Annotated in this window: 8 protein-coding genes and 2 pseudogenes; 9 read left to right on the forward strand and 1 reads right to left on the reverse strand. The window is 51.4% G+C overall.

What is annotated here, in order from left to right:
* Positions 1–43: 43 nt before the first annotated feature.
* Positions 44–439 (forward strand): peptide-methionine (R)-S-oxide reductase MsrB, encoded by a 396-nt coding sequence (msrB, locus tag ABV298_RS08610; protein WP_353721737.1) that lies wholly within the window; start codon positions 44–46, stop codon positions 437–439.
* A gap of 81 nt (positions 440–520) precedes the next feature.
* On the forward strand, positions 521–3073 hold the full coding sequence (locus ABV298_RS08615) for a transglycosylase domain-containing protein (RefSeq protein WP_353721738.1): 2553 nt from the start codon (positions 521–523) through the stop codon (positions 3071–3073).
* Between the two features lie 93 nt (positions 3074–3166).
* Here the strand turns inward: ABV298_RS08615 and ABV298_RS08620 are convergent.
* Positions 3167–4941 (reverse strand): annotated as a pseudogene (locus tag ABV298_RS08620) (ABC transporter ATP-binding protein).
* Between the two features lie 142 nt (positions 4942–5083).
* On the opposite strand from ABV298_RS08620, the gene ABV298_RS08625 reads away from it, so the two are divergent.
* The 7 genes and pseudogenes from ABV298_RS08625 (at position 5084) to ABV298_RS08655 (ending at position 12338) form a co-directional block, all read left to right on the forward strand.
* On the forward strand, positions 5084–5638 hold the full coding sequence (locus ABV298_RS08625) for a DUF4126 domain-containing protein (protein ID WP_353721739.1): 555 nt from the start codon (positions 5084–5086) through the stop codon (positions 5636–5638).
* A 3-nt stretch (positions 5639–5641) separates the two neighbouring features.
* Positions 5642–6565: an AraC family transcriptional regulator gene (locus tag ABV298_RS08630; RefSeq protein WP_353721740.1), complete on the forward strand. Its 924-nt coding sequence runs from the start codon at positions 5642–5644 to the stop codon at positions 6563–6565.
* A 92-nt stretch (positions 6566–6657) separates the two neighbouring features.
* A complete protein-coding gene (locus ABV298_RS08635; protein WP_353721741.1) occupies positions 6658–8040 on the forward strand; it encodes a glycosyl hydrolase in 1383 nt (460 codons plus the stop codon).
* A gap of 93 nt (positions 8041–8133) precedes the next feature.
* The gene (locus ABV298_RS08640; protein ID WP_353721742.1) at positions 8134–8958 is read left to right on the forward strand and encodes a sugar phosphate isomerase/epimerase family protein; all 825 of its coding nucleotides are present in this window, start codon (positions 8134–8136) and stop codon (positions 8956–8958) included.
* A gap of 6 nt (positions 8959–8964) precedes the next feature.
* Positions 8965–10110, forward strand: coding sequence for a Gfo/Idh/MocA family oxidoreductase (locus tag ABV298_RS08645; RefSeq protein ID WP_353721743.1), 1146 nt, complete (start codon positions 8965–8967; stop codon positions 10108–10110).
* Positions 10107–10877 (forward strand): 3-ketoacyl-ACP reductase, encoded by a 771-nt coding sequence (locus tag ABV298_RS08650; RefSeq protein ID WP_353721744.1) that lies wholly within the window; start codon positions 10107–10109, stop codon positions 10875–10877. The genes ABV298_RS08645 and ABV298_RS08650 overlap by 4 nt, the downstream gene beginning before the upstream one ends.
* 215 nt (positions 10878–11092) lie before the next feature.
* Positions 11093–12338 (forward strand): annotated as a pseudogene (locus ABV298_RS08655) (MFS transporter).
* Positions 12339–12488 lie beyond the last annotated feature (150 nt).

A 12488-nucleotide genomic window follows, 5' to 3' on the forward strand; every position in this document is an offset into this window, starting at 1 on the left:
GGGATGTGGTACGATTTTTCTGGCCATTCCAAAAAACAAACCGATGAGAGAAGTACAAAAAACCAGGGAGCAATGGGAGCAGGAGCTTACCAGTCAGCAATGCTTCGTTCTTTTTGAAAAGGGTACCGAAAGGCCTTTTTCGCATCCTTATAATGACAATAAAGAAGAAGGCACCTACGTGTGCGCGGCCTGCGGAACGCCACTGTTCAGTTCTGAGGCCAAATATGATTCAGGCTCCGGCTGGCCGAGCTTCTTTATGCCTGTGGCCAAGGAGAATATAGAGGAAGTACCCGACAAAAGTCATGGCATGATCCGCACCGAAGTAGTATGCAGAACCTGCGGCGGGCATCTCGGCCACGTTTTCAACGATGGTCCCAAACCGACCGGCCTTCGTTACTGCATGAACGGGGCTGCATTGAAATTCCACAAAGCAGAATAGAATAAATTATAGAGAAAGCCGGATTGAATCATATCTATCCGGCTTTTCTTATCTTTGGCACATTACGAACCAAAACGTTTGATGGAAGTTATCCGATCGTTTTTTATCAAAATCAGAATGCTCTTCCGGTCTTTCCGGACGTGGCTCGCCACACTCATCAACAGGATCGCATACAAAATTACCGCACTGATCACCGGCAAACAAAAGGCCGACCGGCTCTTTGACACTTACCGGCAGAACAAAAAATCGGTGCGAAGCTGGTGGGAGAACACGGTCGATGTCAATGCCAGATATTACCGTCCGATCGTGACAGCCTGGAAAGTATTGCTGTACGGGTTCGTGTTGTTCGCGGTTTATATTTTTTGTGTCGAAACCAACTTCCTGTGGCTCATGGGAAGCATGCCGAGCGTAGAAGACCTTCAGAACCCCAAAGTGGCGCAGTCGTCGGAAATATACACTGCCGACGGTGTGATGATCGGAAAGTTTTATACCGAAAACAGGACGCCCGTCCCCTATAAACAGATTTCCCCCAACCTCGTGAAGGCGCTGATCGCAACCGAGGACGTCCGCTTTTACAAGCATTCGGGTATCGATTATAAAGCTATGGCCAGCGTTGCCTGGGGCATCGCGACCGGCGCCACCGACCGTGGAGGCGGCAGCACCATTACCCAGCAGTTGGCCAAAAAGCTTTTCAAAACCCGGAAATCGGGCGCACGAGGCTTGCTGGGTTATATTCCGGGCCTTAGCACGCTGATTTACAAGACCAAGGAATGGCTTACGGCGATCAAGCTGGAAAGGAATTTTACCAAAGAGGAAATCCTGACCATGTATTTCAATACCGTGGATTACGGAAATAATACTTACGGTATCAACACGGCGGCCAAATCGTATTTCAGCAAATCGCCCGACAGCCTGAACGTTCAGGAGGCAGCGGTACTGGTGGGCCTGCAAAAAGCCACCACGACGTACAACCCGATCCGGAACATGAAGCGCTCCCTGGAACGCCGCAACGTGGTGATCGATCAAATGCGAAAATATGGCTACCTGACTGCCCGGCAAGCCGACTCGATCAGCGCATTGCCCATTGAACTGAAAACCAAATTCGAAACACCGTACGACGGGAATGCCAACTACTTCAAGAATGCGGTGGTCGATTTCGTCAAAAAATGGGGCGACGAAAACGGTTACGACCTTTATACGGATGGATTGAAAATCTATACGACCATCGACTCCCGCATGCAGGAGGACGCGGAAGAGGCCATGACGCAGAAGATGAGGCAATTGCAGCGTGTATTCGAGGACCACTGGCGCAATCAGAACCCCTGGCGCGACGAGCAGGGCAACGAGATCACTGATTTTCTTCCGACGGTGGTCAAGCGTACGAGCAAATACCGCTCACTGGCCGCGAAATTCCCGAACAATCCCGATAGTATCGACTTCTATCTGAACAAAAAGGACACCATGACCGTGTACGACTGGAAGAATAGCGGGGAAATGAAGAGGTACTGGAGCTCCATGGATTCACTCGATTACTACAAACGCATTTTGCGTGCGGGCATGATGGCCATGAACCCGCATACGGGGCAGATCAAAGCCTGGGTGGGGGGCCTGGATTACAATTATTTCAAATACGACGCCGTGAAGCAGGGCAAACGGCAACCGGGTTCCACTTTCAAGCCCTTTGTGTACACGGCAGCGATCGACGACTCTACGTTCAATATGACGCCTTGCGACGAGATCGTGGACAAACCCTTCGAGAAGACTTACGAGGAAGATGGCGAGGAGAAAGTATGGAAACCCAGAAACGCTACCGGGACCTACACGTATGCGCCCATGACGCTCCGGCGCGCGCTCGCACAGTCGATCAACTCCGTCACGGCTGAACTGACCGACCAGGTCGGCGCAGCCAATGTGGTACGCTATGCGAAAAAGATGGGTATTACCACGCCTTTGAAGGCAGTCCCTTCAATTGGTCTGGGGCCGTTCGACGTGTCTCTTTACGACATGGTGGCGGCTTACAGCGTGTTTGCAAACAACGGTACTTACACGCAGCCGATTCTGGTAACAAAAATCGAGGACAGTAACGGGAAAGTGATCGAGGAATTCCAGCCCGAGCACCGCCAGGCGATCAGCGAAGAATCCGCGTTCCTGATGCTGCAAATGCTGCGTGCAGGCGTGGAGGAAGCGGGTGGTACTTCCGGTAGCATTCGCTGGCGGTTTAATGTTACCATGAATGGCAACGAACTGGGCGGCAAAACCGGAACAACCTCCAACAACTCCGACGGCTGGTTCATGTGCGTCACGCGTGACCTCGTGGTTGGTGCCTGGGTGGGCGGGGATGACCGCAGCATTCACTTCCGGACAACGAACCTCGGGGAAGGGGCAAAAACCGCATTGCCCCTCGTGGGTGCATTCCTGGAAAAAGCATATAAGGACAAATCCCTCGAACCGGGACCATTCCCGAAACCGACCTTTAAGGTATCCAAAACATACAACTGCCCGACCCAATGGGCACCGGCCGAAAGCGATTCGCTGGGTGTGGAAGGCGACAGCACGCCGGCTAAACGGAACGATGAAGACGAATTCCTGATAGGCCCACCGCCAATTCCATTGGATACCGGGAAGAGGAATTGAGTTTAGAGTTAAGAGTTTAAAGTTGAGAGTTCATAATTCAGGCTTTAAACTTTTAACTCTAAACTTTTAACTCTAAACTTTTAACTCTAAACACTACAACGTCCCGATCTTATGCACCTCCTTATACTGCATCCGGTACAAGTTCGCATAAGCCCCGTCCTTTTCGAGTAATTGCTCGTGATTGCCCTCTTCTACGATCCGCCCTTTATCCACGACGATAATTTTATCGGCTTCCTGGATCGTCGACAGACGGTGCGCGATCACAATAGCCGTGCGGCCGTGCATCAGGTTTTCGATTGCGTGCTGAATCAGCTCTTCCGTTTCGCTATCGACCGAGGAAGTTGCCTCGTCGAGGACGATGATTTTCGGTTCGTGCACCATCGCGCGCACGAAGGAAATCAATTGTCGCTGACCTACCGAAAGCGTTGCGCCGCGTTCCATTACATTATAGGTGTAACCGCCCGGCAGGCGCTCAATGAAATCGTGCACACCCACAAGCTTTGCGGCTTCCACGATCTTTTCGTGCGTAATACTTTCGTCGCCCAGGCGGATATTATTTTCAATCGTATCCGAAAACAGGAATACGTCCTGCAACACCACGCCGATATGTTTCCGCAATGCATTTAGCTCATAATCATGCACTTCAACGCCGTCGACGTAAATATTTCCCTTGTTAATATCGTAGAATCTCGTAAGCAGGTTAATAATGGAGGACTTACCCGCGCCGGTCGCACCTACGAAAGCGATGGTTTCCCCTTCTTTGACTTTGAAATTAATGTCCTTTAAAACATACTCCTCGTCGTTGTAAGCAAACCAGACGTTTTTAAACTCCACGTTTCCCTTGATCGATCCGGGCACGAATCTCCCTTCATTGGAGGTGTATTCCTCGCTATCGAGCAGTTTCAGTATCCGGTCGGTACTGACGATCCCCATTTGCAATGTATTGAAACGGTCGGCCAGCTGCCGGATGGGGCGAAAAAAAGGTTGATGAACATGACAAACGCCGTAACCGTACCGAATGTGATTTCAGCGTTCAGAATCTGTTTTGAACCATACCAGACCACCAGACCGGTCCCCGCCGCCGCGATCACATCCGCCACCGGATAATATACCGAATAGTAGAGAATCGACCGGATGTTCGCATTCCGGTGTACCTTATTAATTTCCCTGAACTTCTTGTATTCGATGTCTTCGCTACTGAAAATCTGCACGATACCCATTCCGGTAATGTGTTCCTGTACAAATGCATTGAGATTGGAAACCGCCGCGCGCACCTCGTTGAACGAATCCTTGATTTTCTCCTTGAAAATGTAGGTACAGAACAGCATCAGCGGGATCATCGAGAGGCTGATGAGGGACAACTTCCAATCCGTGTAAAACATCACGGCGATGATCAGCACCAGTTGCAGAATATCTCCCGCTATGGCCGCCATACCGTCGCTGAACACGTTGGAAAGCGTTTCCACGTCGGATATTGTACGTGTTACAAGTCTTCCGATGGGTGTATTGTCAAAAAATTTGAGCCTCAACCCGATGATTTTCTGATACAACTGCACGCGGATATCGCGGATGATATATTGCCCCAGCCAGCCCGACATATAGGTATTCCAGAACTGCGCCAGGCCTTGCAGGATGGTTACGATTATCATCACCATCAGCATTACCGTCAGTTGCCGGTAATCTCCGCCGGCAATCGGCGTATCGATGGTATACCTGATCAGCAGGGGCGTCAGCGGCGCCAGGACCGCATTAAGCAAAATAATGGCAATAAGCAGGTAAAACTGCTTCTGGTAAGGTCGAACGAATGTGTATAGACGCCTTAGGGTAGGAAGATCGAATATCTGGCCGCTTTTGGTTTCCTGATTCACCGGGTCGCTTTTAAGTACAGTAGTTGTTCTGATTCAACAATGCAAAGTTAGAAAATGTCGCAGAGGGGATAAAAAATCTGGCAAACGGCGTATATCTTTTTCAAATACACTACATTACGGACTTAAATGTGATATCGCCAAAATGGAGCTGTTTCTGAGTTTATGCCTGGGAATAGGACTGAGCGCCAGCTGTGGTTTCAGGATATTCCTGCCTATGCTGGTCGCGAATGTCGCGGCTATGAACGGGTGGATTACGCCCGGAGAGCAATTCGGGTGGCTGAGTACCTGGACGGCTTTTTTTGCCTTCGGGACGGCTACATTGCTGGAAATTGCCGGATATTACATTCCGTTTGTGGATAACCTGCTGGATACCGTCGCGACGCCGGCCGCCGTCGTGGCAGGCACATTGCTCACGACATCGTTCATCGAAATCGACAACCCAATGCTGCATTGGGGACTCGGGCTGATCCTCGGGGGCGGCACGGCCGGACTTGTGCAGGCTGGTACGGGTATCCTGCGGCTACTTTCGTCCAAGACAACGGCCGGCATCGGTAATCCGGTGGTTTCCACGGCAGAGAATGTCGCGTCGTTCGGACTGTCGGGGCTTGCCATATTCCTGCCGGTAATCGCCCTGGTACTGGTAGTTCTGCTGGCTTTATGGCTTTTGAAACGGTTAATGAATTTGAAAAAATCCTGATGCATGGTTTTCGTGTCTGATGCAATCCCGGTCCATTCCCTTCCCAAAACGCCCAGCCAGGTCCCTGCTTTAAAGATTTTCAGGTTCAAAAACAGCATCGAAGTTCAGAAAGACGGTCCGGTTCCCCTGCCCATTACCCCGCTCCCGACCGACACGCCGCACCGGCATACCTATTATGAGATCCTCTTCATCGAAGAAGGCCAGGGCTTTCACGAGATCGACTTTCATTCTTATGGTATTCAAGGTGCCGGATTGCATTTCCTGACGCCCGGACAAGTGCATTTGCTTACATTTTCAACTTCGTTCCAGGGTTACATCGTCGCGTTTTCGGAGGATTTTTACACATTTTACAATCCGATGAACCCGTCGCTTTCACAGCTGCCGTTTTTCCAGCCAGCACGCAGACAACCGATTATCATGCTTTCCGAAAGCGACAAGCATTATTTTCACAACATTCTGGAAAACATGGTCACCGACCACCTCAATGCCGACACCGACCAGACATTGATCGGCCGGTACTTGGGGCTGATGTTGCAAAAATGCGCCTTCCTGACCCAGCATAACATACGGCCTGCGGAGTCGGCGGCGTTGAGCGTTCCTGAACTGGCCGGCCGTTTTCAGGAGATGGTGGAAAAGAATTTCAGGCAAATGCACGAAGTGCAGCAATATGCCAGCCAGTTGTCGGTTACGCCCGATTATCTGAGTAAAATCATCAAAAGATTCCTGGGTATTTCGTGCCAGGAATATATCCTCGACAAACTGCTCCTCGAAGCCAAACGGCTCCTTGTTTTCAGCAATCTGAGCAGTAAGGAAATCGCCTACCACATCCACATGGACGACCCGTCCTATTTCAGCCGCATCTTCAAAAAGAAAACCGGACTTACCCCGAACGAATATCGTGAACATGTTCGGAAAAGTACCATTTAATAGCAAATTTGTACCTTGTTATCGTTTTTTGGCCGAAATATCTTTGTATTGTCCTAAAATAAAATGACTAAATAATACTATCGATATAAATTATGCAGATAAAAAACGAACTGGCTGCCGCTTCGCTTCAACCTAAGATCGACAGGATTTGGGAGCTTTCCGGAGAGAAAATCAAACTTATTAATAAAGAGTACGACAACTCTAAAGGAACGCCCGTATTTACCGTAAACGGCAAATATACCCTTCGTGGCTGGACCGAATGGACACAGGGTTTCCAATATGGCGCCGAGGTATTGCAATTCGACGCCACCGGCGACGAAAACTACCTTGCGAGTGCACGTAAAAATACCGTTCAGTCGATGGCTTCGCATGTAGGTCATTTCGGCGTACACGACCATGGTTTCAACAATGTAAGTACGTACGGCAACCTGCTGCGCCTGATGAACGAAGGGGTAATCCCTGAAAACGAATGGGAACGTAATTTCTATGAGATTGCCCTGAAAGTCTCCGGGTCAGTTCAGGCGCGCCGGTGGACGGCCATTAAGAATGGCCAGGGCTTTATCTACTCGTTCAACGGGCCGCACTCGTTATTTGTGGATACGATCCGCTCGGTGCGGGCGCTGATAGTCTCGCATTTGCTGGGCCATAGCTATATGGGTGAAAACGATCTGACAACCAGTCTGCTCGAACGCGGAACACTGCATTCCATTGCCACCGCCAACTATTCGGTTTACTACGGCGAAGGCCGCGACAGCTACGATATCTGGGGCCGTACTGCGCATGAAAGTGTTTTCAACACCAACGACGGCAATTATCGCTGCCCCAACTCGCAGCAAGGCTTTTCGGGCTTCACCACCTGGACACGCGGCCTGGCATGGGCCATGCTGGGTTTCGCCGAACAACTCGAATCGCTGGCCAGCTTCTCCGACAATGAACTCGCACCGCTGGGCGGTCGCGCCGAAATCGAGCGTATTTACCTCAAAGCTGCTCGGGCCACTTGTGATTTTTACATTGAAAATACAGCATCCGATGGCATTCCTTACTGGGATACCGGCGCTCCGCAGCTCTATAAGCTCGGCGATTACACTTCCCGGACATCCGATCCGTACAATGAGTTTGAACCTATCGACAGTTCTGCGGCGGCCATTGGCGCGCAGGGGTTGCTTCGTTTGGGCAAATACCTGAATGAGAAGGGCCAGGCCGAGGCGGGAAACCGCTACTGGCAGGCCGGTCTGACGGCCGTGGATTCACTCTTTGACGAGCCATATCTTTCAACCGATCCTGCACATCAGGGTTTAATCCTGCATTCGATCTATCACCGTCCGAACGGCTGGGACAATGTACCTGCCGGCCGGAAGATCCCGTGCGGCGAATCGAGCATGTGGGGCGACTACCATGCTCGCGAAGTGGCGCTTTACCTGCACCGGATCAACAAAGGGCTGCCTTATTACTCCTACCTCGGCGCGGTGAAGTAACGGTACTGTCACCCTTCGACTCCGCTCAGGGTGACAAGAACGACTTCACACCTAACAAAATATCAATATTAAAACCATAACCATTTCTCCGAATTGGAAAACATAACACTCGACAGGTGCTGTATCCACACCATTACCACCAAGCCCTGGGGACTTTCGGAGGCGGTTGAAAACTATGCCGCCGCAGGTGTGAAAGGCATCAGCGTATGGCAGAATGCCACCGAAGGGATCGGCCCGCACCGCGCGGGCGAAATTATCCGGGCTGCCGGGCTGGAAATCGTGTCCTACGTTCGTGGTGGTTTTTTCCCGCACACGAGCAGCGCCGGGCGCGCACAGGCGATCGACCATAACCGCAAACTACTCGAAGAAGCCGCAGCTTTGGGAGCGCCCATGATCGTGCTCGTTTGCGGCGCTTCGCCGGATCAGCCGCTGGAAATTTCCCGCGACCAGATCCGCGAGGGCATTGCGGCCATTTTACCGCTGGCGGAAAAACTGGGCGTAAAACTGGCTATCGAGCCGCTGCACCCCATGTACGCAGCCGATCGATCCGCCATTAACACTCTGGCGCAGGCTAACGACATGGCCGAACACTTCCAATCGCCTTTTGTAGGAGTAGCAGTTGACGTCTACCATTTATGGTGGGACGGCGACCTGGAAAAGGAAATCGCGCGGTGCGGCGCGAAGGGCAACCTGCTCGCTTATCACGTCTGCGACTGGAAGGTAAATACCATCGACCTGCTGAACGACCGCGGCTTAATGGGTGAAGGATGTATCGATTTGAAAAAGATCCGGGGCTGGGTGGAAGCGACGGGCTTCAATGGCTTTTGCGAAGTGGAGATTTTCTCGAATATCCATTGGGCAAAGGAGCAGCATTTGTTTTTGAGTGAGATTACTGAGGCTTTTCTTAAAACTGTATAAACGACAATGACAACACATACCATTGGCATTATCATGAACGGCGTAACCGGCCGTATGGGTACCAACCAGCATTTATTGCGCTCCATCAAAGCCATTATCGAACAAGGCGGCGTGAAGATTTCTTCCGATGAAGCGATTATGCCGGACCCGATCCTGGTGGGCCGCAACGAGGCCAAGCTCCAGGCGCTTTGCAAACAGTCGGGCGTTCAGAAATACACGACCGACCTCGATTCGGTGATGTCCGATCCGCATTATCAAATCTATTTTGATGCGCAGGTGACCGGTCGGCGTGCGGCGGCTGTGAAAAAGGCCATTCAGGCTGGAAAGCATATTTATTGTGAAAAACCGACCGGTACTACTACCGAAGAGGCATTGGAACTGTATGATCTTGCTACGAAGGCCGGTTTGAAAAACGGTGTGGTACAGGATAAACTCTGGCTGCCGGGTTTGGTAAAACTAAAAAGACTGATGGAAGCCGGCTTCTTCGGAAAAGTCCTTTCGGTACGCGGCGAGTTTGGTTACTGGGTTTTCGAAGGGACCAGCATTCCGGCCCAACGGCCTTCGTGGAACTACCGCAAGGAAGACGACGGCGGTATTATCGTGGATATGCTTTGCCACTGGCGTTACGTACTCGATAACCTGTTCGGAAAAGTAAAAGCCGTTTCCTGTCTGGGCGCAACGCACATTCCCGAGCGCGTGGACGAGAATGGTAACACGTATAAATGTACGGCCGACGATGCCTGCTACGCCACCTTCGAGCTGGAAAGCGACGTGATTGCCCATTTCAACTCTTCGTGGACGGTGCGCGTGCGCCGCGACGACCTGCTCACGCTGCAAGTGGACGGAACGCATGGCTCCGCTGTCGCCGGTCTGCGCGACTGCTACATCCAACATTACGGCAACACGCCGAAGCCCGTCTGGAACCCCGACATTCCACAGCCGATCCCGTTCTTCGACGGCTGGTCGAAAGTGCCTGAGCAGGAGATTTACGACAACGCGTTCAAGGCGCAATGGGAGCTCTTCCTCAAACACATTGTAAAAGACACCCCTTTTCCATGGGATCTGAAAGCGGGTGCCCGTGGTGTGCAGCTCGCCGAGAAGGGCCTCGAAAGTTGGGAAAAACGCCAATGGGTTGATGTGGAGGAACTATGAAAAAGACCGCATTAATCACCGGCGGAAGCCGTGGCATCGGCTTTGGCATTGCCAGGGCGCTAGCCAAAGAAGGATATAACCTGGCCATCAACGGCGTCCGCGACGAAGCCGGCGCTGCGGCGGCACTCAATGAATTGCGGGAGCTCGGCGCCGAAGTAGCCTATTGCCAGGGAAGCATCGCCGATGCCGCCGACCGCGAAGCCATTATCGAAAAGGCCTATTCCGTTTTCGGGCAGATCAACCTGCTTGTCAATAACGCCGGCATAGCGCCCCGCGTAAGGCTCGATGTTCTCGAAACGACCATCGGGAATTACCGGGAAGTAATGACGACCAATCTCGAAGGCCCGTTCTTTTTTACCCAAGCTATCGGCAAACGTATGGCGGCGGCGAAACAGGACAACCATGCATTCGAAGCAGCGATCATTTTCGTCACATCCATCTCGGCTACCGTGGCATCCGTCAATCGGGGTGAATATTGTATTTCAAAAGCCGGGCTTGCGATGACCAACCTGCTTTTCGCCGTGCGGATGGCCGAGTACAATATTCCGGTTTATGAAATCCGTCCGGGTATTATTGCTACGGACATGACTTCCAAAGTACAGGAGAAATACGACAACCTGTTCCAAAGCGGCATTGCATTGCAGCCGCGCTGGGGCACGCCGGAGGACGTCGGCAAGGCAGTGGCTTCGCTAACAAGAGGCGATTTCCCCTACTCCACCGGCCAGGTAATCGGCGTGGACGGCGGAATGCTGATCGACAGATTGTAAGGTAGTCAGGGATTGTCAGGTGTCAAGCGTAGTCAGTCATTGTAACTTCAGTCATTGACGTACACAATGACAGTCCATGACTACACATGACAACCCTTGACCACACCTGACAGCCTCTGACCTGAAGAATCCGGCGGTCAAAAAAGAATTGATTGACATTTCCATAACATTAGGCCGACGGCCGAAAGCCGAAAGCCGAAGTAAAACCTAACCCTATGTCAACAACAACCAACAATTCCCAACCTTCGCTGCTTTCGCAGTTGTTGCAAATACCTGTAATCGTAGCTGCACTGGGCTACCTGGTCGATATGTACGACCTCTTTTTGTTCAGTGTGGTGCGGGTGCCGAGCCTGAAAGCCCTGAATGTCGCCGACGATCAGTTGCTCAGCGAGGGCATCAGTTTGTTGAATTATCAAATGGCGGGAATGCTGATCGGCGGCGTGTTGTGGGGAATAATAGCCGATAAAAGAGGCCGGCTTTCCGTTCTTTTCGGGTCCATTATCATGTATTCGCTCGCTAATATCGGCAACGGTTTTGTGTCTTCGCTTGATCAGTATGCGGTTCTTCGCTTTATTGCAGGCGTGGGCCTCGCCGGAGAGCTTGGGGCCGGGATTACGCTCGTAACCGAGGTATTGCCAAAGGAAATACGCGGCTATGGCACTACATTGGTAGCGACATTGGGTGTTTTAGGTGCAATTCTGGCTTATTTCGTAGCCGATTTATTCGCGTGGCGCGTATCCTATTTTGTAGGTGGCGGCATGGGTTTGTTGCTTTTGGTATTACGGTTCAATGTTTTTGAGTCGGGCATGTTCAAACATGCCAAGGAGCGTTCGGTGGACCGGGGGGAACATTATGATGATTCTGCTGAACGGCAAACGCCTCGGCAAATACCTGATGGCGATCCTGGTAGGTTTACCGATCTGGTTTGTTGTGGGAATTCTGATTACCTTTTCGCCGGAATTCGGGGCGGCGAAGGGCATCGAGGGCATCAATGCGGGAAAGGCGGTTATGCTGGCTTTTTCAGGGCAAGTTGGCGGAGACATCGTCAGTGGGTTACTAAGCCAGTATATGCGAAGCAGGAAGAAGGTAATCAGGCTCTTTATCGTGCTTTCGCTTGCCATGGTAATCGGTTATTTACTTATTCCGATGCAAGATTTGTTCTCTTTCTACTTGCTTTGTACCTTGCTGGGATTCTGTAATGGATACTGGACGTTGTTCATTACCATTGCCGCGGAACTGTTCGGTACGAATCTCCGGGCAACCGTGGCGACAACAGTACCTAATTTCGTGCGCGGCGCAACGATTCCGCTTGCAGCGCTGTTTGTGAGTTTCAAACCCGACCTGGGCGTGATTCAGAGCGGGCTGGTAATAGGCGTGGCAACCGCACTGGTGGCATTGCTGGCCTTATATTTCCTGGAAGAGACATTTACAAAGGATATGGACTTTGTAGAAAAAGAATAGTTTCGGTTTTAGTTTTAGTTAAAAGCGGCCCCCACAGATGGAGGGCCGTTTTTTTTAACAGTTATTAACACTTTTCCAAGCAACACTCCCGCACCATTCCCCGTCTCTTGGTTAAATTTTGAAAATAGCCATGAGATACCGTTTAATTGC

It is taken from the genome of Dyadobacter sp. 676 (genome assembly GCF_040448675.1).
Classification (GTDB): Bacteria; Bacteroidota; Bacteroidia; order Cytophagales; family Spirosomataceae; genus Dyadobacter.

Coding starts and splice junctions, on each gene's coding strand:
- ABV298_RS08615 (WP_353721738.1), top strand. CDS start 521: ATGGAAGTTATCCGATCGTTTTTTATCAAAATCAGAATGCTCTTCCGG.
- ABV298_RS08630 (WP_353721740.1), top strand. CDS start 5,642: ATGGTTTTCGTGTCTGATGCAATCCCGGTCCATTCCCTTCCCAAAACG.
- ABV298_RS08645 (WP_353721743.1), top strand. CDS start 8,965: ATGACAACACATACCATTGGCATTATCATGAACGGCGTAACCGGCCGT.
- ABV298_RS08650 (WP_353721744.1), top strand. CDS start 10,107: ATGAAAAAGACCGCATTAATCACCGGCGGAAGCCGTGGCATCGGCTTT.
- ABV298_RS08625 (WP_353721739.1), top strand. CDS start 5,084: ATGGAGCTGTTTCTGAGTTTATGCCTGGGAATAGGACTGAGCGCCAGC.
- ABV298_RS08635 (WP_353721741.1), top strand. CDS start 6,658: ATGCAGATAAAAAACGAACTGGCTGCCGCTTCGCTTCAACCTAAGATC.
- msrB (WP_353721737.1), top strand. CDS start 44: ATGAGAGAAGTACAAAAAACCAGGGAGCAATGGGAGCAGGAGCTTACC.